This window comes from Paenibacillus sp. FSL W7-1332 (assembly GCF_037969785.1).
Lineage (GTDB): Bacteria > Bacillota > Bacilli > Paenibacillales > Paenibacillaceae > Paenibacillus_AQ.
In genome coordinates this window covers 7,167,985-7,189,900 of sequence record NZ_CP150209.1, presented here as the reverse complement: position 1 = coordinate 7,189,900, position 21,916 = coordinate 7,167,985, and the positions used below count along the sequence as shown (strand labels likewise).

Genomic DNA, 21,916 nt, shown 5'->3' with positions numbered 1-21,916 from the left:
GAAAGTATATGAAAGTGCGTCCATAGAGGTTTTTTACAGGAGTCTTGAAATCATGAATAACATGAATTTTCGGTTTGGATCTTCATTCCTGTCACATCTCGATGCCCTCGCCCGTCATACCCGTATAAAACCGAAAGGGATGATGACGGATGCTAAAATATGACGTAGCCGTTGTAGGTGGAGGCGTAGCCGGTTTAACAGCTGCAATCTATGCGGCAAGAGCCGGAAAGCAAACGATACTCGTTGAAAAGCAGGAGCGTTTAGGTGGTCGGGCCATGACCCATAAGAAGAAGGGAGCCTATTTCAATCTGGGCGGGCATGCCTTATATCATGGAGATGCCCTTTCAACCTTTCGCGAATTAGGGCTCCAATTGCCGGGAGGCCAACCTTCGATTGACGGGTACGGGATTTGGAAAGGGAAACTAAGTCCGTTGCCCATGGGCGTGAAATCCCTATTCACCACCCCTCTATTATCCTGGAAGGGCAAGATGGAGCTCGGCGCCTGGCTTGCGAAATTAGGTAAACTGGATACGCAGCTGTACGACAACATGAGTCTGCGCGAATGGATTGAAGATAACGTGCAGGATCCGATGGTACGAAATTTATTCTATTCGCTATTGCGTACAGCGAGTTATGTGGTAGCCCCTGACCTGCAGGCTGCCGGTCCTGTACTGCAGCAGCTTAAGCATGCGCTTAAGGGAGTGTTGTATCTGGATCGGGGCTGGGGGGCCATGGTCGATGAATTAAAACAAAAGGCTCTGGAGCAGGGAGTTCAAATCGTGACGAAGAATAAAGTCATTTCGGTTGAGCATCACGAGGGAAAGGTAAGGCACGTCCTTTGCGGCGATGGCATGAAAATAGAAGCAAACCATATTATTCTTACCACACCGCCAGCTGTCGCTCACGAACTGGTGCCCCATGCAGAAGAAACGGCCCTTCATACTTGGAAGGAGCAGGCGGTCGAAGTGACAGCGGCTTGCTTGGATGTAGCCCTGCGTCGTCTTCCGGAACCGAAGCAGCAGTTTGTGTACGGCCTCGATCAAACCGTCTTTCTCTCGAATCAATCCCGAGCGGCTTACCTGAGTGATGATGGCGCACAAGTCATAACCTTGCTTAAGTATCAGGGCAAGGAGAAGGATGCAAGAAGGGATCTGCAGGAATTAGAAGAAACCTTAGACTTGGTGCAGCCCGGTTGGCGCAACGAGCTCGTGGAGAAACAATACCTTCCTAACATCACGGTCTGCCACGATTTTATGCATGTGAAACGCCAGGAGAACCCGGGTCCAGCCGTCCCTGAAATCGGCGGGTTGTATGTAGCGGGAGAATGGGCAGCGCATGGCGAACTCTTGGTTGATGCTGCAACTGCAAGCGCCAAGCGGGCTGTACAGCATATACTCTCGCTTGAAAGTGAGGAAAGGACCCCGAATGAGCACAGAGTTATTGTATAAAAGCTATCGATCCGCTCTGTTCTCGTTAGCTTACCGGATGCTGGGAAGTGTAATGGATGCGGAAGATATCGTACAGGAGGCCTTCATCAGCTATAACCAATTGCCCCATCCGCAGGACATTCGCAATGAGAGAGCGTTTCTGTACAAAATCGTAACGAATCGCTGCTTGGATTTGCTGCGCTCTTCTGCCAAAAAGCGCGAGCTGTACGTCGGTCCCTGGCTGCCGGAACCCTTGATCGAGAATATGGCGTCAGAGACGGACCCTTCGCTTATCGTAGAGCAGCAAGAGTCCATTTCTACAGCATACCTGCTGCTCCTTCAGCAGCTTAACGCGGTGGAAAGAGCTGTTTTTCTTCTTCGCGAGATTTTTCATTATTCCTATGACGAAATTGCTGAAATTCTGGGAAAAAGCAGTGCCAATTGCCGTCAAATCTTCCGCCGCGCTAAGAGCAGCATTCATTTTGATCCTGATCAGAGACCCTCGATCTCGGTGGCGGAGGCGCAGATCAAGGATTTTGTGGACTCCCTCTTACAGGGGAATACGAGTAAGCTGCTGGAGCTGTTAAGCGAAAATGTCGTTCTCTACTCGGACGGCGGCGGTAAAGTCAGAGCTGCGCAAATTCCTGTGGTTGGAGTCCATAAAGTGATCCAATTGCATCTGAACCTGCTTAAAATGTATGAAGGACAATATGCGTACTCTTATCTTACCGTCAATGGTCTGCCGGGAATGCGGATCCGGTTGGATAACGGTGTCCAATTCATTTATTCTTTTGCTTTTAAGAACCATCGGATCGAAACGATTTATACCGTGGCAAATCCGGATAAACTCAGGCATATACAGTTGCCGTGATGCAAAAAAACAGGGCCGATTTAAGATCATAGGATCTTAAGTCGGCCCTGCTGCATAACAATCCGTTATACGCCGGAATAAGCCATGAAGCCGCCGTCTACGGGAATCACCGTTCCGGTGACGAATCCGGAGGTCTGATCATCCACAAGCCAGAGCAGGGTGCCGAGCAGATCCTCCGGCACGCCGAACCGTCTCATGGGGGTATGGGAGATGATTTTATGAGAGCGCTCGGTTAATGAACCGTCGCTATGGGTCAGCAGATTGCGGTTCTGCTCGGTCAGGAAGAAGCCTGGCGCGATCGCGTTCACGCGAATGCCGGATTCCGCGAGGTGCACGGACAGCCACTGCGTGAAGTTGTTGATGGCCGCTTTGGCTGCACTGTAAGCCGGGACCTTGGTCATCGGGCTGGGTGCGCTCATGGACGAGATATTCAGCACGACGGCCCCGGGACGTCCCAGCATCCCTTCCGCAAAGACTTGCGTCGGTATCAGCGTGCCGATGAAGTTCAAATCGAATACGCTGCGGAAGCCAGGTACGCTTAACCCGAAAAAGGTTGTCAGATCCGGCTGCCCCACATCCTCCGGACGGAAAATTTCGTTGGTTGTATTCGCGTCTTTCCGGTTACCGCCGGCTCCGTTAATGAGGATATCGCAAGGTCCGAAAGACTCGCGCACAGCCTTTTCCGCTTGCCGGACGCTTTCCACATCCGTTACATCGCAGGAAACGGCAATGGCTGTACCGCCGGCTGCCGTAATTTCATCCGCCACCTGCTGCCCTTTCTCGGCCGTACGATTCAAGACGGCGACCTTGGCACCTTGCCGGCCCAGCTCCAAAGCCATTGCCCGGCACAGCACCCCGGAGCCGCCCGTAATAACAACCGTCTTCCCGTTTAATGACGGATGAATGGGAAGGGATGGCGTCACTTGCGGCGTGGATTCATGAGAAACTCCGCTTGGTCCGGGTTCAGATGTACCCGTTGCATGGATATTTACCTCACTCATTGAACGGCCTCCTTCAGCTGAGCTGCGCGTCCCGCACGCTCCCGGCTGTAAGCGTCCCACAGCCCCCAGAGATACATAATGCCGAGGGCGCGGTCATACAGACCGTAACCCGGACGGCACTGCTCACCCCATATATGCCGCCCGTGATCGGGTCTTACATATCCGGTGAAACCGTTGTCATGATAGGCCTGCACAATGCCGGAAATATCAACGGTACCGTCCTCGGTACGGTGGGACGTTTCAATGAAGTCGCCGTTATCAAAGACGCGTACATTCCGGATGTGCGCAAATGGAATCCGGTCATGGAACTCATGGATCATGGAGACGATGTCATTATCCGGATTGGCGCCAAGCGAACCGCTGCACAGGGTCAAGCTGTTCGCCGGACTATCGTATAGCTTGAGGAATCTCCGCAGATTCTCCTGGCTGGTAATGACCCGTGGCAGACCGAAGATCGGCCAAGGCGGATCATCCGGGTGAATAGCCATTCGGATGCCGTTCTTCTCGGCAGCCGGGATGACGGCGCTTAAGAAATATTCGAGGTTGCGCCACAGATCGTCCTCGGTAACGCCGCGGTATGCTTCGAACAGGGAGGTCAGATGCGCCAAGCGCTCCGGTTCCCAGCCTGGCATCGTAAGCGTGCTGTTTCGGTTGATCGTCTGTACCAGCTCCATCGGATCAATGCCGTGGATCTTGGCCTTCTCAAAGAAGAGAGCCGTCGATCCATCGGCAGTCTGCTTATGGAGATCGGTTCTAGCCCAGTCAAACACCGGCATGAAATTGTAGCAGATGACCTTGACGCCGACCTGGCCCAATTTCTCAATCGTCCGGATGTAGTTGGCTATGTACTGATCCCGCGAGGGCAACCCAAGCTTGATATCCTCATGCACATTGACGCTTTCGACGACGTCAATATGAAGGCCGTACGCTTTTGCCTGGTCCGCGATTTCTTCAATTCGCTCCATCGGCCATTCCTCGCCGACAGGAATATCGTGAAGTGCCCATACGATGCCCTCCACGCCGGGGATTTGTCTAATCTGATCCAGCGAGACCGTATCGTTGCCCTCGCCAAACCACCTGAATACCATGCGCATTTCTTCACCGCCTTTACAAGTTTAAGGAGTTAACGCAAAGCTGCTGGGAATTTTGCAAGTTACGAGTGCACCGCCAAGATGGAAGCCTGCGAACGGATAAGTTTATCCGCCTGGATTGCTTTATTTAAAATAATCGGGATGCTTCTCTTTCAGCACGGCCAGATTGGAGATGATCAGGCTGAGATGCGCCTGCATTTCCCGTTCGGCATGATCGGCGTCATGACGTGAAATCGCGTCCGCGATCTCCCGATGCTGCTCGTACAGGTTGGTCCAATTCGGATCGGCGGACAACCATAACATCCGGCTCCGGTTCAGATGAGCGTTCATCTGCTGCAGCACGTTCCATGTGCCGACCTTACGGCAGCCTTCGAACAAAATACGATGAAAGGCCTCATCCAGATCAAACATATGCTTGCCGTCATGCTTCTCGATGCTCTCGCGCTGCTCGGACAGATTGTGCTCCAGCTCGGCGAATTTATCCTCGGGAAAGCTTTCGCAGGCAAGCCGGACCACGGCTTTCTCCAGCTGCTCGCGCATGAAGCGCGCTTCCTCGACCAACTCCGAATCGATGAGCGAGACGCGCGTGCCGCGCTGGGGAAGCACCACAACCAGGTCCTCCTGGGCCAAACGGACAAAGCTTTCCCGTACCGGGGTCCGGCTGACCTCGAAGGATAGGGAAACCTCCTTCTCGGATAAAGCCGTTCCCGGCGGCAGCTCCAGACTGACAATTTGCTGTTTAAGCCGGGAGTACACGATATTTCCGGCCGATCCTGGCTGTAATCGCAAAGATTCTACCACTGCATCACCTCCTAATGTATTCCATACTACCATACTTGTATGGTAGTATGGAACTGAAAATCGAAATAAGAATCGGAGGGCGATCACATGAGCCGTTTGGACACGGAAAACCTGCTCCTAAACAGCAACAGCGCAAAGAAACTCTTTTATGATTATGCGGAAGGGATGCCGATATTCGATTACCACAACCATTTAAACCCGAAGGATATCGCCACCAACCGGCAATTCGATAACCTGACGGAGCTATGGCTGGAGGGTGACCATTATAAATGGAGGGCGATGCGCTGGCTTGGCGTCGACGAAGAGCTGATTACAGGCAGTGCCACTGCCGAAGCCAAATTCATGGCCTGGGCGGAATGCGTTCCGCGCTTGGTGGGCAATCCGCTCTATCACTGGACCCATCTGGAGTTGACCCGTTATTTCGGGATTCAAGAGCGGTTGACCGCTGATAATGCTAAGGAGATCTGGGAAGCTTGCAATGAGCAGCTGAAGGCCCCTGCCTTGCGGGCAGGCGGAATTCTGGAGAAATTCAAGGTCAAAGTGGCCTGCACGACAGATGATCCCGTTGATTCGCTGGAGTATCATCGGGCCATTCGGGATCATGGGGAATTATCGACCATCGTTGCCCCTGCATTCCGGCCGGATCGGGTGCTGGATGTCACGAACCCGGATTTCACCACCTATGCACAGAACCTGGGAACAACGGCCGGTATAGCCGTGGATACCTATCAGGGATTGCTGGATGCCCTGCAGGAGCGGATTCAATATTTCCATGATCATGGCTGTCGCCTGTCGGATCACGGCTTTGGCGCGTTTCCTTTCGAACAAGCCGATGAACAAGAGGTTGCGGACATTTACGGCAAATCGATCAGCGGGGGCAGCCTCACACCGCTTGAGGATCGGAAATATCGCACCTATACCCTGCTCAAGCTCGGAGAAATGTATCACGCCAAGGGCTGGACCATGCAACTGCACATTGGGGCGATCCGGAACAATAATGCGCGCATGTTCTCGAAGATCGGCAAGGACAGCGGGTATGACTCGATTCTCGATTTCCATCTGGCGGAAAGCCTGAACGGTTTTCTAAGCAGGCTCGACAGGAACGATCAGCTGCCGAAAACCATTGTGTACAGCCTGTATTCCTCGCATTACGAAATGATCGCTACCACGATCGGGAATTTCCAGTCGGCTGGCGTCGAGGGCAAGCTTCAGCTCGGTTCCGCTTGGTGGTTCCACGATCAAAAGGAAGGGATGCTGAAGCAGCTCACCGCGTTGTCTTCCATGGGGCTGATCAGCACCTTTGTCGGCATGCTGACCGATTCCAGGAGTTTTATGTCGTTCCCGAGGCATGAATATTTCCGCAGAGTGCTGTGCCGCCTGTTCGGCGATTGGATCAAGGAAGGGGAACTGCCCGCGGATTATGAATATATCGGTGCCATTATCCAGGATATTTGCTACCACAATGCCGAGCGTTATTTTCAAATTCATTGACAATTGCATGCGGAGCATGAACAATAGACTTACTATATGAAAGCGTTTGCTGATAGTCAGGTAGAAGATATGTGACAGCAGATGTGTTTGAACAGGCGAGGGGGACATACCGTGCAATGGAACCGGGCGATATTGGTGGATGACGAGGTGTTTACGCGCAAAGGGCTCCTGAAGCTGATTGATTGGGAAGCCTGCGGCTTTCAAATTGTAGATGAGGCGGATAACGGGGAAGATGCGCTGGAACTGATTGAACGGCTTCAACCGGATGTGGTCATCACCGATATCCGCATGCCGGTGCTGGATGGACTCGAGCTGATCAGGCATGTCGTCACGAAGGACATCATCAAGCCGTATTTCATTATTGTAAGCGGATACGATGATTTCAATTATGCCCAGCAGGCCGTCCGTTATGGCGTGCATGATTTCATTCTGAAACCGATTGATGAGACGGAATTCAGCCATGCGCTGGTTCGGCTCAGCGAGCGGCTAAAATCAGACCGCGAGGCTCGCTTGAGAGAAGAGAGGCTGTTGTCCGGGGCCCTGATGGAATCACTCATTATAGGAGAAGCCGATGAGGCGCTGCTGCAGGAATGGGAGCAACGCCTGGAGCTTCAGCCGGAGAGTCGCCTGTTCTACGTCTTTGTCGAACGGAATGACTATCAGCAGGCTTCGGCGGCGAACGGCAATGACGATGGCAGAGCAGAATTCAAGGACAGGGTGGAGGCGGCTCTCCTTGCGATCTCGAATGGAGAACAGCCCTTCTACCTGCATGAGCATCGCAATCGAATCGGCATTATCGTTCCGGGCAGCATCCTGCACTCGTTCCAGGGGTGTCAGCGGGGATTTGCCAGACGCATTCAGCAATCGCTTGCCGATTCGGGCCACGAACGAATCTTTGTTTATTTTGGTCAACCGGTGTTGCAGCTGTCCCGCATTCAGGAGGCATACGAAACGGCCAAAGAATCACTCCTGTACAAATATATCTATGATGAGAGCGGCGTTGTGATCCATGAGGAGGCCTCCCAGCACGGCCTTCACTACATCGGGCTGGATGAGGGGCTTTACGAGCAGTTTCTGGAGCAGATCGAGGAGCTGCATTTCGAGAAGTTGGAGGTGACGATTCGCCTGCTGTTCGAATCTTTCCGGGAGAAGTTGTATGCTCCCGAAGCGGTGAAGACGGCAATCAACCACTGCGTGCTGGGCGTGGTCCGGGTGCTCGGCAGCATGGACGGGGATCAGAGCCGGCTATCCAGTTTGGAGCCGATGACCGAATGGCATGACCGCAACTTGTCGCTTCAGGGGCTGAAGCGGTTGTTCACGGAATTCGCCATTGAGAGCGCGAACTATATCGCGCAGCTTCGCAAGGAGCAGCACAAGGGCGGAATCCAGAAGATCCGGGCTTATATCGAGGCCCATTATCATGAGAATATCAGCCTGAAGGGCATCGCAGGGAAGTTCTATATGAACCCGGTGTATTTGGGACAGCTTTTCAAAAAGGCGTATGGCATTTACTTTAATGACTTCCTGCTGCAGCTGCGCGTAAACGAAGCGAAGCGATTGCTGCGCCAGACGGATCTGCGCATCTATGAGGTGGCGGAACGGGTCGGCTTCGGCAACCCGGACTATTTCGTCACGCAATTCGAGAAGCTGGAGCGAATGACGCCAAGCGAGTACCGGAGCCGCTTGATGAAGGAGGCCGCGTCCGAAGGGGCGAATCGATGAAGCCAAGCTTGAATAATGTCCGTCTGCGGGACAAGATGCTGCTGATGTATTTTCTGGCCGTATTCTTGCCAATCCTGGTCACCAACCTCATCTTCTACAACGTGACATCCGGCAGCGTGAGGGAGCAGCGGATCCAGGATATAACGGTGGCGCTTGAGCAGATGAAGAATGAGTTCCGTCGTGAAGTCGAGGATGCGCTGGAGATCTCCTCCGTCTTCTACACGGACATTCAGTTGAACGAGATCATGGAGACGGTGTACGATCATCCGGCCGATTATATCGAGGCTTATGATACCTATCTCCGCCGCATTTTGAATTCGGGCAGCGCCGTGTACAATTCGGTCAGCGAGATTACGGTGTATGTGGACAATCCGACCCTGCTGTATTCCGGCGGCATTAATTATATTAGCGACCAGGTGAAGGAAGAGGCCTGGTACAAGGCAATTGCGGGCAAAAACGTAACCCAGCCGATTGTGATGCGTACGGGCAAGAATGGCCAATTGGACAGCTTCAGCATCATCCGAAGCATGAATTATTTCAGTTCCCAGGATGATCATACCAAGTATCTCAAGATTGATATGCGGATGCCCTCGATTCGGCAGATCATGAGCAATCTGAATGTGCAGGGCAAAGTGTACCTGCTGAGCGGTGCCGGAAATATCGAATACACCACGGATCCTAAGGTTGATATTATGCAGGGTTCCGTGCCGTACAGCAGCATCGTGCATGGCGACAGGTTTCTGGAGTTTCACACCGATACGTTCACGACCAACAATCTAAACACCTGGACGATCATGGCGGTGACGCCGGAGGATGTGGTGTTGCGCGACGTGCATCAGTCCTTGCGGTTCGTCATTGTGCTGACCTGCCTGAACTTTCTGCTTCCGACCTTGGTGATTGTCTGGATCAGTCGTTCCCTGAACGTGCGTCTGGTACGGATACTCAAGCATATGAAGAAGGTCAAGAACCAGAATTACGACACGATCCAAGAGGCTGAGGCATATGACGAGATCGGTCAGCTGACGGGTGAATTCAACCGGATGACCCTGCAGCTTAAGAGCTTGATCAATGACGTGTACGTGGCGGATATCCAGAAGAAGAATTTGGAGCTTCAGCGGCGGCATGCGCAATTGAACGCTCTGCAGAGCCAGATTAATCCGCACTTTCTCTTTAACGCCTTGGAGACCATCCGCATGCGCAGTCTGATGAAGGATGAGGATGAGACGGCAAAAATCATTCATAATATGGCTAAGATCTTCCGCAATTCCCTAGTTTGGAAAAAAGACATGGTGACACTCAAGGAAGAGGTGGAGTTTATTCACTGTTTCCTTGAAATCCAGAAATACCGGTTTGGCGACAAAATCGATTACTCGGTTCACGCCCCTGCAGAGGAAGGACATTTGCAAATACCGAAGATGGCCATCGTTACTTTTGTGGAGAATGCCAGCATTCATGGCATTGAGCCGCTCAAGCACGGGGGTCGCATTGAAGTTCAGGTTGTGCGCGAGGGCCAAAGCCTTATCTGCAGCATTCAAGATAACGGGGCAGGCATGTCCGCTGAGCAGGTGGAACTTATCTACCGCTACCTGGATACCGAGGACGAGATGGGCGAGCGGATCGGCATTCAGAACGTGATTTACCGGCTGAAGCTGTATTACGGAAGCCGGTTCCAGTTTGAAATCGCCAGCTCGCCTGGACAAGGCACCCGGATAAGACTGTCCATCCCCATCGAAACCTAACAGGGAAAATCCTGCTTGGCACTCCGGTTCGGAGTGACTACAGCAGGATTTGTTCGTTAATCAGGAGGAGAGGTGCGGCGAAGGCCGCAGAGCTGCCATTTTTCACGACCAGGGATACGGTTCTATAGTTTTCAAAGTATCACCTAAAGATTGACGGGTGAAAATCGCTCCAGAGCTCTCTTATAATGAAAGTGCTTACAAATTAACGAGACCGAAAGGGGTAGGTCAAGAGCATGAACAAGAAATTTTGGGTAAGCTGTCTGACCATGGTTATGATGGTATCGCTTCTGGCGGCTTGCGGCGGCGGTAAAGAGGCAGCGGATAACGCACCGGCTGCCGGCGGCGAAGGCGAGAAGAAAGAAGAGAAGGTCACCTTCACCTATTTCAACTCCGCAGCAGGTAAAGACAAAAATACGAACGAAACCACCATCGGTAAAATTTTCGAAGACCAAACCGGCGTGAATTTTAAAATGGAGCATTTGGTAGGAGACGAGAACACCAAGGTGGGAACATTCATTGCCAGCAACGATTATCCCGATGTAATTGTGCCGGGGAGCTCGATCGATAAGCTGGTCGGGGCGGGCGCCTTCATTCCGCTCAATGACCTGATCGATAAGTACGGCCCTAACATCAAGCGTGTGTACGAGCCGTATTACAATCTGATGAAAGCCGATGACGGCAACATTTACTTCCTCCCGTTAAGTGCGGTTGTAGGAGAGTACACGTCGGCTCCCAATATCGAGCAAGGAGCCTTCTGGATTCAGCGCCGCGTCCTGAAGGAAGCGGGTTACCCGAAAATCAAGACCTTCGACGAGTACCTGAACCTGATTCGCGATTACGTGAAGAAGCATCCGGAGGAAGGCTTGACCGGATATCTGGCACTGACGACGCAGGATAAATTTTTTGCCCTGACCAATGCCCCGATGCACTTGGCCGGTTATCCGAACGATGGCGGCATCATCATCGACATGGAGACTCACGTAGCGAATGATTACGCTGACGACGACATTACGAAGCGTTACCTGCAGGAGCTGAACAAGCTGAATGCGGAAGGCCTGTTCGATAAATCCTCTTTCGTGGACAATTATGATCAATACCTTGCCAAGCTGACTTCCGGTAAGGTGCTCGGCTTCTTCGACTATAGATGGCAGGTAGGCCAGGCGATGAACAACTTGCGCGAAACAGCCAATAAATCGGGTAACGACGATCTCGAATATATGGCGCTGCCGATCGTATACGACGAGAATACCAAGGATCAATATCTGGATCCGCCATCCTTTGTGAACAACCGCGGCGTAGGGATCTCTGTCAGCGCGAAGGATCCGGAACGCATCGTGAAGTATTTCAACAACCTGCTGACGGACGAGAACCAAATTCTGTCGAACTGGGGCATCAAGGACGAGACGTATTCCGTAGACGAGAACGGCCGCTTCTACCGTACGGAAGAGCAGATTGCACAGACCAATACGGAAGCCTTCCGCGAGTCCTTCGGCTTCAAGTACTTTGAATACAACTGGCCTCGTTACGGCAACGGTTCTACGCTTTCTGACGGTAATTCCGTGGGTGCAGGACGCCAGCCTGAGGTTGCGAAAATGTCTTACTCCGAACCGGACAAGAAATTGCTTGAAGCATACGACATCGATTCCTTCTCGCAGCTGTTTGCGGCACCGGACGACCGTCCATGGTATCCGGCTTGGAGCATTCCGATCGATCAGGGGTCACCGGCCCAAATCTTCACGCAGAAGAAAAGCGATTTGCAGCGTAAATACTTTCCGAAACTGGTTCTTGCCAACCCTGCGGAGTTTGACGGCATATGGAACGAATACGTGGGCGAGTTCAGCAAGCTGGACGTGAAGGGATATGAGGATCTGATCACTGAGGAAGTAGCCAAGAAAATCGCAAATGCCCAAGGACAATAATAGATAAGAGGAGAGCAGGGGCGGACCACTCGATAAGTTTGTATTCGCCCCTCCTCCTCTATAACCATTGTACGGGCTGGATAGGAAGGAGAAGAAACCGTGGATAAGGCGAACCCGATTGGACCTGCAGAGACGACGGCGCTACGTGAAACGCCGGCGGCATCGAAAGGTTTCTTCAATAAACAACGGAAAAACAATACTGGTTTGAACGATAAACCGCCATCAGGCGAAAAAAGCTTCTTCCAGAAGCTGCTGCAGCAGAAGGCGCTGGTCTTCATGTCGATCCCTTTTTTGATATGGTTGTTTGTCTTTAAGTACCTGCCGCTATGGGGCTGGACCATCGCGTTTCAGGATTTTAAACCGGCCAAGAAGATATTCGATCAGGAATGGGTAGGCTTGCAGCATTTTACCTTTCTGTTTCAGGACGAACACTTCCTCCGGGTCATGCGCAACACGCTCGCCATGAGTTTTATCAACCTTGTCTTAGGTTTTGTTACGGCGATTGTGTTAGCGATCCTGCTCAATGAGCTGCGTAATTTGATGTTCAAACGGGTGGTGCAGACGATCAGTTATTTGCCCCATTTCATCTCTTGGGTTGTGGCAGCGAGCATTATTTCGACGGCTCTGTCCGCAGACGGCGGGATTATCAATGAACTCCTCATGTGGTTCGGGATTATTAAGGAACCGATCTTATGGCTTGGGGAAGGGGAATATTTCTGGGGAATACTCGGTGTTTCGGAAGTATGGAAGAATGTCGGCTGGAACACCATTATATATTTGGCAGCCATGACGATGATCGATCCCTCGCAGTACGAGGCGGCGGAAATCGATGGCGCCGGACGCTTTCAACGGATCTGGAACATCACCTTGCCGGGTCTAAAGCCAGTATTCATCATCCTGCTGATCATGAATATCGGCAACCTGCTCGAATCCGGCTTTGAACCGCAATATTTGCTTGGTAACGGCATGAACGTGGATTATTCCGAGAACCTGGATATTTTCGTGCTGAAATACGGTATTCAGATGGGCAACTTCTCGCTCTCGATTGCAGCCGGCATGTTCAAGACGGTCGTCAGCTTCATACTCTTGTTCACGGCCAACCATATCGCGAAGAGACTGGGCGAAGATCGATTGTTCTAAGCGAAAGCTTGCGAGGACCGTTCTCTATCAGAAAACGTACAGGAGGATTCATATGGCGAAGATTTCAGATTCACCACGGGCCCACGCCCGGTTCAAGTCTCCCGCGGACCGGTTATTCGATACCTTTAACATTGTGTTCATGATCTGTCTCATGATTGTCACGTTGTACCCGTTCATCAATACGCTCGCGGTTTCCTTCAACCATGCGACGGATTCGGTAAAAGGCGGCATTTATTTATGGCCGCGGGATTTCACGTGGGAGAATTATAAATATGTATTTAACGAGGCCACGATATTCCACGCTACCTTCATCTCGGTTTTGCGTACGTTGATCGGTACGATCACTTCCGTATTCTGCTGTGCTATGGTGGCCTATACCATCAGCCGTCCGGAATATGTGCTGCGCAAATTCGTATCGATTGCCTTCATCTTGACGATGTATTTCAGCGGCGGTTTGATTCCGAACTTCCTGTTGATTCGCGAATTGGGCATGCTGGGGACCTTCTCGGTGTACATCATTCCGGGTCTGATCGGCGTGTTTAACGTTATCGTCATCCGTTCCTTCATTGAAGGACTGCCGGAGGGAATTCTGGAATCGGCCCGGATCGACGGCGCCGGTGAATTCACGACTTTCATGAAAATCGTGCTTCCGCTATGCGTGCCCGTACTTGCTACGGTATCGCTGTTTACGGCGGTATCCCAGTGGAACTCCTGGTTTGACGTATTCTTGTATAACTCTTCATACAGTGAGCTTAGCACCCTGCAGTATGAGTTGATGAAAATACTCCAGAATTCGAACTCCTCGCTGAATTCGGGCAACGACTATGCAAGCCAGTTTGCAAGCTCGGAAAGCGGTGCGAACCAGGTCACCCCGACCTCTATACGGGCTACGATGACCATTGTGGCCAGCGTGCCGATCATTCTGGTGTATCCGTTCCTGCAAAAATACTTCGTGCAAGGGATGACCCTTGGCGGGGTGAAAGGGTAAGCCTGCTGGAGTCGCCAAATAAGTACATCGTGTGCACGGCTCCGTGCATGGTCTGGAGCATGCTTGGATGGCTGCTATCGACCAACCGATGTCGTTGCATCATGATCATAAACCATCAATCTTGCTATGATCTCTAAATTCAAGGAGGGATTGCGTATGTCTAACACGCAGCGAAGTGAACCCAGGCTGAAGGAAATGTTCGCGGATGACTTTCTCATTGGAGCAGCCGTGAACCCGCGGACGATCGAAACGCAGGAGGAATTGCTATCCTATCATTTCAACAGCATCACGGCGGAAAATGAAATGAAGTTTGTCAGCGTGCACCCGGCGGAGGATACGTATACGTTCGAGGATGCGGACCGGCTTGCCGCTTTCGCCCGCAAGCATGGAATGAAGATGCGCGGCCATACACTGGTATGGCATAACCAAACAACCGATTGGCTGTTCGAAGACAAGAACGGGAACCTGGTGGATAAAGCCACGCTGTACCAACGGTTAAAGTCGCATACCGACACGGTCGTAAAGCGGTACAAGGGCGATATTTACGCCTGGGACGTTGTCAACGAAGTAATTGCGGATGAAGGCGCCGAACTTCTCCGTCCGTCCAAGTGGCTGGACATTGCGGGTCCGGAGTTCATCTCCAAGGCATTCGAGTATGCTCATGAAGCCGACCCGGCGGCGTTGTTGTTCTATAACGATTACAATGAGTCCCACCCGCACAAGCGGGACAAAATCCATACGCTGGTCAAGTCGCTGCTGGATCAAGGAACGCCGATCCATGGCATAGGATTGCAGGCGCACTGGAATCTGTACGATCCGGCTCTTGATGATATCCGCTCCGCGATCGAGAAGTATGCATCGCTCGGCCTGCAGCTTCAACTCACCGAGCTCGATGTATCGATGTTCCGGTTTGAAGACAAGCGGAAGGATCTGACCGAAGCGCCGGAAGAACTTCTGGAGGCTCAAGCCAAGCGGTATGAGGCGATGTTTGGCATTCTGAAGGAGTACCGGGATCATATTACGTCCGTTACCTTCTGGGGAGCTGCCGACGATTACACTTGGCTGGACAATTTCCCGGTACGGGGGCGGAAGAATTGGCCCTTCCTGTTCGATGAGCGGCATCAGCCGAAACCGGCGTTTCATCGCTTGGTGGAGCATATGGTCAAGGTGTAATCCGTCTTGGACGGATCAAGTCTTCATCCTAATCAAATAGAAAGCAATATAAGCGATTAAGGCTCCCTTCAGCTTGTCATGTTGCCGGTCCTTGTGGCCGGCATCTGTATTTTGGTCTTGACGGGAAGCGGGGGTTTATAACAACGGCAATCCGAAGAGATGGCACTGACTTTTGACCAAAGAAGGAGGAACTGACATTGAACAGCACTTTATATAAAGCGTGGCTGCAGTATGCGCCCATCAAGGACCGGGAGCTTGCCTCCGGATACAGCAGACTGCTCGGCACGATTGTAGCGGACCTGCAGCAGTCGCGGGTTGCGAACGCCGCCATGGAGGAACTGAAGAGGGCGTGCCAATCCATGCTGGGTATTGTCCCGGTCATCACGTCCGAGGCCCCGTCTTCATTTTACTTCGAGGTGCGCATCTCGACATCAACCGAACCCGGCATGGGAGAACTAGATGGGGTCGGCTCAGGTGAGGATAGGAGCCTGATGGCAGACCAGCTAGGCGCAGAAGGCTTTCAGTTGGAGCATTCAATCCAAGGGAAGCAGGAAAAGCTGGTACTGACCGGTGGATCGGGCAAAGGGGTATTATATGGGGTGTTTCATTTATTGAGATTGCTGGCCTCCCACCAACCGTTAACCGGTTTGAAGGTGACCGAGCAGCCAGTGAACGGACTGCGGATGATCAATCAATGGGACAATGCCGACGGCTCGGTGGAACGCGGGTACTCGGGCCACTCGATTTTTTACGAAAACGGACGGTTCACCGAAAATCTGGATCGCGTAAGAGACTACGCCCGCTTATTGGCTTCCGTGGGATTGAATGCCATCTCCATTAATAACGTCAATGTGCATGAGATCGAGACGAAGTTCATTACCGCGGAATATTTGCCGACGATTGCGAAGGTCGCGGATATCTTCCGGGAATATGGCATTTCATTGTACTTGAGCATTAACTTTGCGGCTCCGCTGCATATCGGCGGCGTATCGACCTCCGATCCGCTGAGCGAAGAGGTTCGACAGTGGTGGAAGGATACGACGGATGAGATTTATGATCATATCCCGGACTTCGGCGGCTTCCTGGTGAAGGCGGATTCGGAGCATCGCCCCGGCCCGTTTGCCTATGGAAGGGACCATGCCGATGGCGCCAATATGCTCGCTGAGGCCTTGGAGCCGCATGGCGGGCTCGTCATCTGGCGCTGCTTCGTATACAACTGCATGCAGGATTGGCGCGATCGCAGCACAGACCGAGCGCGGGCGGCCTATGATCATTTTACCCCGCTGGACGGCAGGTTTAAGGACAATGTGCTGCTGCAGATTAAGAACGGGCCCATGGACTTTCAAGTGCGGGAACCGGTGTCGCCGCTGTTCGGCAGCATGAAAGAGACCAATCAAGTGCTGGAGTTTCAGGTCGCCCAGGAATATACGGGGCAGCAGCGCCACGTATGCTATTTGGTGCCGCAGTGGAAAGAGGTGCTGGATTTCGATACCTATGCGAATGGGTCGGGGTCCGAGGTGAAGAAGATCGTGAACGGTTCGCTGCACGACATGAAATACAGCGGGATCGCCGCCGTTTCCAACATCGGAAATGATGAGAACTGGACGGGACACACCTTGGCACAGGCGAATCTGTATGGCTTCGGACGTCTGGTCTGGGATCCGGAATTGTCCTCCGAGGGGATCGCGGATGAATGGACGAGGCTGGCCTTCGGCAATGACGACACGGTGGTCCATACGGTATGCGACATGCTGATGCAATCGTGGCCGATCTATGAAAGCTATACCGCCCCGCTCGGGGTGGGCTGGATGATTACGCCGCATACGCATTACGGTCCGGATGTGGACGGCTATGAATATTCAAGGTGGGGCACGTACCATTTCGCCGATCGGGACGGGATGGGCGTCGATCGCACGGTGACATCGGGCACAGGCTATACCGCGCAGTATTTCGGGCCGAATAAGGCCCGATATGATTCTCTGGCGGATTGTCCTGACGAGCTGCTGCTGTTCTTCCATCATGTGCCGTATTCCCATGTGCTGAAATCCGGCAAAACGGTGATTCAGCATATCTATGACTCACATTTTGGCGGGGCGGAAGCAGCGGCAGGACTGCTTGAGGCGTGGACCTCATTGGAAGGAAAGGTTGATCCGGAGCGCTTCGTTCAAGTGAAGGAGCGGCTCACGGATCAAGCCCAGCATGCGAAGCATTGGCGGGATGTGATCAACACGTATTTCTTCCGTAAATCCGGCGTGCCGGATGAACAGGGGCGGACGATATATTAAGTTCATTTTATAACTGAATACGAAAATATAGGGGGGTGCCCCATCAGATTTCGGAACTGATGGGGCATCTTTTTTCTTGGCTGAATACTGTTCGAATGCTGAACCTTTTGTGAGCATGCACTTTTGATGACATACTTCCCAGGTAAAAAATAATGCCCTGTGCAAAGTTTTATACGGTAAAATCTTGTAAAAAAACTCCAAAGGAGGAGGAGTACATGATTAGATACTTCTGCTTGTTGATATTGTTGATCCTGGTCTTCGGAGGCTGCAGTGGAAGCGATAAGCCTAAAGAGAAGTTTACCGCAGAAGATATGGGAATCGTGCGGTTAGACAATGGCCAGAAGGTATTTTACGGCATGAATCGTGCGGAAGCTGAAGAAGTGCTTGGGAAAGGCCAAGAGCATGCCAGGGGCGTATTTGATTACGACTCCGGCATCGCGGTGTTCTACAGAGATGATGCCGTTGTCGCGATCAGGATGGAGGAAGAATCGAAAGGTCATTATCAAACAACGCGCGGTGCTGAAATAGGAATGCAAATAGACGAGATCAAACAACGATATGGGGAGCAATATGAGCCATCACAGTCCGATGATATCCTGGATTACTTCTATGACTATAAAAAAGGAAAGTTCCTCGAGAAAAATGCGCCCGAAACAGAAGAAGAGGCGCGGAATATTTTTATCTTTTCATCCATGTTTCATGATGGGTACGCGGACACCCTTTTGTTTCTTGATAGTTACTACGCGTCCTCTGGCAAGTGATTCAGGACAGGGCGATAATCTTTGTGTGCAAAAACCAGGATCTACAGAACGGCATGTTGTTAAAGAGATGGACTTCATTTCAGAAGCTGGGCTTTATAGGGTGGGGGGCTATATGATATACTGAGAATAGGGTTAGAATAAGATGAAGTAGTGATCAAGGGGGGAATGGGTATGACAGTCGAGAAACATGTACATGATGCATGCGCAGTAACCAGTGAACGGAAGAGCCATCATTCCGATAAAACAAAAAGCAACCTCGTCAGCCGGTTGAACCGAATTGAAGGACAGATTCGCGGCGTGAAAGGCTTAATTGAGAAGGATACGTACTGTGACGATGTATTAAACCAGATCTCCTCGATTCAGTCGGCCTTGAACGGCGTCAGCAAATTGCTGCTTGAGCATCATATGAAGAGCTGTGTGGTGGAGCGCCTGCAGGAAGGCGACGATGAGGTTATAACCGAGTTGTTAACAACCATGAACAAGTTAATGAAATAATGGAATTCTGACTGGAGACGGTCTGGTTATGATGACTTTCCATGGAGCTGCCACCTTCTAAAGGTGGCAGTAAGTGTTTATTCAGGGTGAACAATACCGCACGGTTATGCGGTTAAATCATAGCGACGACTTATTTTTCAAAAAAAATGAGAAAACCCATTGACTATATATAGGGTAGGGGGGTATACTAACATCAAGAAACGAGAACAACCCGTTCAAAACTAATTCCGGGCACGCTTTTAGAAGGGCTGCTCAAAATAATTCATAACCCAAAGGAGAGATTGAACATGGAACAGGTAACAATAAAAGTTGAAGGTATGTCTTGCATGCATTGCGTGAATTCCATTGAGGGAGCTTTAAAGAATGAGAACATCGAGGGACATGTGGATTTGAAGGCAGGCACGGTCTCCGTGAAATATGACGCAGGCAAAATCAACTTGGATAAAATCAAAGAAATTATCGAGGAACAAGGATATAACGTAGTTTAATCAAACGGCACGAGGATGAAGAGGGGTGAGGAGAAGATGGGAGCAGGAACAATGGAACAGAAGAAAACGTCGCTGCAGTTAACGGGTATGACATGTGCCGCCTGTGCGAATCGGATTGAGAAGGGTCTAAGTAAAATGGAGGGCGTCCAGGAAGCGAATGTGAATTTTGCGCTGGAAAAAGCGTCGGTTACATTTGATCCGAATGTGGTTTCCGTCCAGCAGATGGAAGAGAAAATTGAAAAGCTGGGTTACGGAACGGCAAAGGAAACCGTGGACCTGCAGCTGATTGGCATGTACTGCGCCGCCTGTGCTACGAAAATCGAGAAAGTGGTAAGCAAGATGCCAGGTGTTAATCAGGCCAACGTCAATTTTGCGCTGGAGACGGCCCGGGTGGAATTCAATCCCGCAGAGGTAAGCCTTAGCGATATTCAACAGCGTGTGGAGAAGCTCGGGTATCAGGCGGTTTCCAAACAGGAGACGCTTGATCAGGAAGGTCACCGCAAGGAGGCCATCACCAAGCAAAAGCGGAAGCTGCTCCTGTCGGCGATTCTGTCGCTGCCGCTGCTCTGGGCCATGGTGAGCCATTTCTCCTTCACCTCCTGGATCTGGATGCCGGATCTGTTCATGAACCCTTGGTTCCAGCTGATCCTGGCCACGCCAGTACAGTTTTTTATCGGAAAACAGTTCTACGTGGGAGCCTATAAGGCTCTCCGCAACAAAAGCGCCAATATGGACGTTCTGGTCGCGCTCGGTACCTCGGCAGCTTATTTCTACAGTCTGTATTTAACGATCGATTGGGCCGCTGCCGGAGCAAATGCACACCATGGGCCCGAAATGTACTATGAAACGAGTGCGGTGCTGATCACGCTGGTCATTATGGGGAAACTGTTTGAATCCCTGGCCAAAGGCCGTACCTCGGAGGCTATCAAAACCCTGATGGGGCTTCAAGCCAAAACGGCGCTGGTCGTTCGTGACGGTCAGGAGATGACTATCCCGGTGGAACAGGTCCTGGTGGGTGATCTTGTATTGGTGAAGCCGGGTGAGAAAATCCCGGTGGACGGTAAAGTGGTCGAGGGCACGTCGGCGGTAGATGAGTCGATGCTGACAGGTGAAAGCATTCCGGTTGAGAAAAAAGCGGGCGACGCCGTCATCGGCGCCACCATAAACAAGAACGGGCGCTTGACGCTTGAAGCGACGAAAGTGGGTAAAGAGACCGCTCTAGCGCAAATTATCAAGGTGGTTGAGGAAGCCCAAGGTTCCAAGGCTCCGATTCAGCGGGTCGCTGATGTCATCTCCGGCATCTTCGTTCCGATCGTGGTGGGCATTGCGATTGTTGCCTTCCTCGTATGGTACTTCTGGGTAACGCCTGGTAATTTCGCGCAATCGTTAGAAATTGCCATCGCGATTCTGGTTATTGCTTGTCCGTGTGCGTTGGGTCTGGCTACACCGACCTCGATCATGGCCGGGTCGGGCCGCGCTGCAGAACTGGGCGTTCTGTTCAAGGGCGGGGAGCATCTGGAGTCTACCCATAAAATCAACACGATTATTCTGGATAAAACAGGAACGGTAACAAAAGGGAAACCTGAGTTAACCGATGTGGAAGTTCATAACTTTGATCAAGAGCTGTTCCTTCGTCTGGTCGGATCAGCTGAGAAGAGCTCCGAGCATCCGCTTGCCGAAGCGATTGTGGCCGGGATTGAAGATAAAGGAACGCGGCTTCCGGCTGCGGAGCATTTTGAAGCCATTCCAGGCTACGGCATCCGTGCCAGCGTGGAAGGACATGAGGTGCTGGTAGGCACACGTAAGCTGATGGCACAGCATAACGTGCCGATTGATTCGATCCTCGGCAGAATGTCGGAGCTTGAAACCGAGGGCAAGACTGCTATGCTGACGGCTGTAGACGGCCAATATGCAGGTCTTGTGGCTGTGGCAGATACGATCAAGGAGACGTCCCGTGCTGCCGTAGCGAGATTGAAAGAAATGGGCATTGAGGTCATTATGATTACCGGGGACAATGAACGCACGGCACAGGCCATCGCGAAGCAGGTTGGCATCGACCATGTGCGTGCCGAGGTTCTGCCGGAAGGCAAAGCGGATGAAGTGAAAAAGCTCCAGCAGCAGGGCAAGAAGGTCGCCATGGTGGGCGACGGCATTAACGATGCGCCGGCCCTTGCGGTTGCCGATATCGGCATGGCCATCGGCACAGGTACGGATGTGGCAATGGAAGCCGCTGACGTGACGCTGATGAAGGGCGACCTGAACAGCATTCCGGATGCCATCTACATGAGCCGCAAGACGATGAGCAACATCCGTCAGAACCTGTTCTGGGCGCTGGGCTATAACTCGCTTGGCATTCCGGTTGCCGCCATCGGGCTTCTGGCACCTTGGGTGGCCGGGGCCGCCATGGCACTGAGCTCTGTATCGGTCGTGCTGAATGCCCTTCGCCTGCAGCGGATGAAGGTATAACGAAAGCTGGCAGACCTTTTATATAGAGTATGATTGGTAATCGAGCCAGAGAACGATA

17 protein-coding genes are annotated in these 21,916 nt (G+C 52.0%); 14 read left to right on the top strand and 3 right to left on the bottom strand.

Annotated features, from left to right (window positions below; genetic code table 11):
• Nucleotides 1-149: 149 nt before the first annotated feature.
• A complete protein-coding gene (locus MKX98_RS32645) occupies nucleotides 150-1,448 on the top strand; it encodes an NAD(P)/FAD-dependent oxidoreductase (RefSeq protein ID WP_339220520.1) in 1,299 nt (432 codons plus the stop codon).
• On the top strand, nucleotides 1,426-2,298 hold the full coding sequence (locus MKX98_RS32640) for an RNA polymerase sigma-70 factor (protein ID WP_339220518.1): 873 nt from the start codon (nucleotides 1,426-1,428) through the stop codon (nucleotides 2,296-2,298). Before MKX98_RS32645 ends, MKX98_RS32640 begins: the two co-directional genes overlap by 23 nt.
• 65 nt (nucleotides 2,299-2,363) lie before the next feature.
• On the opposite strand, the gene MKX98_RS32635 is transcribed toward MKX98_RS32640, so the two are convergent.
• From MKX98_RS32635 to MKX98_RS32625, 3 genes are all read right to left on the bottom strand, one after another.
• Nucleotides 2,364-3,299: an SDR family oxidoreductase gene (locus MKX98_RS32635; RefSeq protein ID WP_339220516.1), complete on the bottom strand. Its 936-nt coding sequence runs from the start codon at nucleotides 3,297-3,299 to the stop codon at nucleotides 2,364-2,366.
• Nucleotides 3,296-4,393 (bottom strand): mannonate dehydratase, encoded by a 1,098-nt coding sequence (uxuA, locus tag MKX98_RS32630; RefSeq protein WP_194540074.1) that lies wholly within the window; start codon nucleotides 4,391-4,393, stop codon nucleotides 3,296-3,298. The genes MKX98_RS32635 and uxuA overlap by 4 nt, the downstream gene beginning before the upstream one ends.
• 120 nt (nucleotides 4,394-4,513) lie before the next feature.
• On the bottom strand, nucleotides 4,514-5,191 hold the full coding sequence (locus tag MKX98_RS32625) for a GntR family transcriptional regulator (RefSeq protein WP_339220515.1): 678 nt from the start codon (nucleotides 5,189-5,191) through the stop codon (nucleotides 4,514-4,516).
• 87 nt (nucleotides 5,192-5,278) lie between these two features.
• Between MKX98_RS32625 and uxaC the strand changes: the two genes are divergently transcribed.
• The 12 genes from uxaC to MKX98_RS32565 all read left to right on the top strand — a co-directional run bounded on the left by uxaC (nucleotide 5,279) and on the right by MKX98_RS32565 (nucleotide 21,858).
• Nucleotides 5,279-6,682, top strand: a complete 1,404-nt coding sequence (uxaC, locus tag MKX98_RS32620; RefSeq protein ID WP_339220513.1) for a glucuronate isomerase — start codon at nucleotides 5,279-5,281, stop codon at nucleotides 6,680-6,682.
• 111 nt (nucleotides 6,683-6,793) lie between these two features.
• Nucleotides 6,794-8,404, top strand: a complete 1,611-nt coding sequence (locus tag MKX98_RS32615) for a response regulator transcription factor (RefSeq protein WP_339220511.1) — start codon at nucleotides 6,794-6,796, stop codon at nucleotides 8,402-8,404.
• Entirely contained in the window at nucleotides 8,401-10,143 is a 1,743-nt protein-coding gene (locus MKX98_RS32610) for a sensor histidine kinase (protein ID WP_339220510.1), read from the top strand. The genes MKX98_RS32615 and MKX98_RS32610 overlap by 4 nt, the downstream gene beginning before the upstream one ends.
• 233 nt (nucleotides 10,144-10,376) lie before the next feature.
• Nucleotides 10,377-12,062, top strand: a complete 1,686-nt coding sequence (locus tag MKX98_RS32605) for an ABC transporter substrate-binding protein (protein ID WP_220687205.1) — start codon at nucleotides 10,377-10,379, stop codon at nucleotides 12,060-12,062.
• Between the two features lie 276 nt (nucleotides 12,063-12,338).
• The gene (locus MKX98_RS32600; protein WP_233355146.1) at nucleotides 12,339-13,202 is read left to right on the top strand and encodes an ABC transporter permease subunit; all 864 of its coding nucleotides are present in this window, start codon (nucleotides 12,339-12,341) and stop codon (nucleotides 13,200-13,202) included.
• Between the two features lie 52 nt (nucleotides 13,203-13,254).
• Nucleotides 13,255-14,190 carry a carbohydrate ABC transporter permease gene (locus MKX98_RS32595; RefSeq protein ID WP_113057829.1) on the top strand — a complete coding sequence of 312 codons (936 nt, stop codon included), beginning with the start codon at nucleotides 13,255-13,257 and terminating at the stop codon, nucleotides 14,188-14,190.
• Nucleotides 14,191-14,346: 156 nt separating this feature from the next.
• Nucleotides 14,347-15,363: an endo-1,4-beta-xylanase gene (locus tag MKX98_RS32590; protein ID WP_194540067.1), complete on the top strand. Its 1,017-nt coding sequence runs from the start codon at nucleotides 14,347-14,349 to the stop codon at nucleotides 15,361-15,363.
• A 197-nt stretch (nucleotides 15,364-15,560) separates the two neighbouring features.
• Nucleotides 15,561-17,648 (top strand): alpha-glucuronidase family glycosyl hydrolase, encoded by a 2,088-nt coding sequence (locus tag MKX98_RS32585; protein WP_339220507.1) that lies wholly within the window; start codon nucleotides 15,561-15,563, stop codon nucleotides 17,646-17,648.
• 215 nt (nucleotides 17,649-17,863) lie between these two features.
• A complete protein-coding gene (locus tag MKX98_RS32580; protein WP_339220505.1) occupies nucleotides 17,864-18,409 on the top strand; it encodes a hypothetical protein in 546 nt (181 codons plus the stop codon).
• Between the two features lie 171 nt (nucleotides 18,410-18,580).
• The gene (locus tag MKX98_RS32575) at nucleotides 18,581-18,904 is read left to right on the top strand and encodes a metal-sensitive transcriptional regulator (RefSeq protein WP_071218722.1); all 324 of its coding nucleotides are present in this window, start codon (nucleotides 18,581-18,583) and stop codon (nucleotides 18,902-18,904) included.
• A 287-nt stretch (nucleotides 18,905-19,191) separates the two neighbouring features.
• On the top strand, nucleotides 19,192-19,392 hold the full coding sequence (locus tag MKX98_RS32570; protein ID WP_194540064.1) for a cation transporter: 201 nt from the start codon (nucleotides 19,192-19,194) through the stop codon (nucleotides 19,390-19,392).
• Nucleotides 19,393-19,428: 36 nt separating this feature from the next.
• Nucleotides 19,429-21,858, top strand: coding sequence for a heavy metal translocating P-type ATPase (locus tag MKX98_RS32565; RefSeq protein ID WP_339220501.1), 2,430 nt, complete (start codon nucleotides 19,429-19,431; stop codon nucleotides 21,856-21,858).
• The last annotated feature ends 58 nt before the right edge of the window (nucleotides 21,859-21,916 follow it).

What these genes read in the sequence shown, in the direction of transcription:
- MKX98_RS32645 (WP_339220520.1), top strand. Translation starts at nt 150, where the DNA reads ATGCTAAAATATGACGTAGCCGTTGTAGGTGGAGGCGTAGCCGGTTTA.
- MKX98_RS32640 (WP_339220518.1), top strand. Translation starts at nt 1,426, where the DNA reads ATGAGCACAGAGTTATTGTATAAAAGCTATCGATCCGCTCTGTTCTCG.
- MKX98_RS32635 (WP_339220516.1), bottom strand. Translation starts at nt 3,299, where the DNA reads ATGAGTGAGGTAAATATCCATGCAACGGGTACATCTGAACCCGGACCA.
- uxuA (WP_194540074.1), bottom strand. Translation starts at nt 4,393, where the DNA reads ATGCGCATGGTATTCAGGTGGTTTGGCGAGGGCAACGATACGGTCTCG.
- uxaC (WP_339220513.1), top strand. Translation starts at nt 5,279, where the DNA reads ATGAGCCGTTTGGACACGGAAAACCTGCTCCTAAACAGCAACAGCGCA.
- MKX98_RS32610 (WP_339220510.1), top strand. Translation starts at nt 8,401, where the DNA reads ATGAAGCCAAGCTTGAATAATGTCCGTCTGCGGGACAAGATGCTGCTG.
- MKX98_RS32605 (WP_220687205.1), top strand. Translation starts at nt 10,377, where the DNA reads ATGAACAAGAAATTTTGGGTAAGCTGTCTGACCATGGTTATGATGGTA.
- MKX98_RS32600 (WP_233355146.1), top strand. Translation starts at nt 12,339, where the DNA reads ATGTCGATCCCTTTTTTGATATGGTTGTTTGTCTTTAAGTACCTGCCG.
- MKX98_RS32595 (WP_113057829.1), top strand. Translation starts at nt 13,255, where the DNA reads ATGGCGAAGATTTCAGATTCACCACGGGCCCACGCCCGGTTCAAGTCT.
- MKX98_RS32590 (WP_194540067.1), top strand. Translation starts at nt 14,347, where the DNA reads ATGTCTAACACGCAGCGAAGTGAACCCAGGCTGAAGGAAATGTTCGCG.
- MKX98_RS32580 (WP_339220505.1), top strand. Translation starts at nt 17,864, where the DNA reads ATGATTAGATACTTCTGCTTGTTGATATTGTTGATCCTGGTCTTCGGA.
- MKX98_RS32575 (WP_071218722.1), top strand. Translation starts at nt 18,581, where the DNA reads ATGACAGTCGAGAAACATGTACATGATGCATGCGCAGTAACCAGTGAA.
- MKX98_RS32570 (WP_194540064.1), top strand. Translation starts at nt 19,192, where the DNA reads ATGGAACAGGTAACAATAAAAGTTGAAGGTATGTCTTGCATGCATTGC.
- MKX98_RS32565 (WP_339220501.1), top strand. Translation starts at nt 19,429, where the DNA reads ATGGGAGCAGGAACAATGGAACAGAAGAAAACGTCGCTGCAGTTAACG.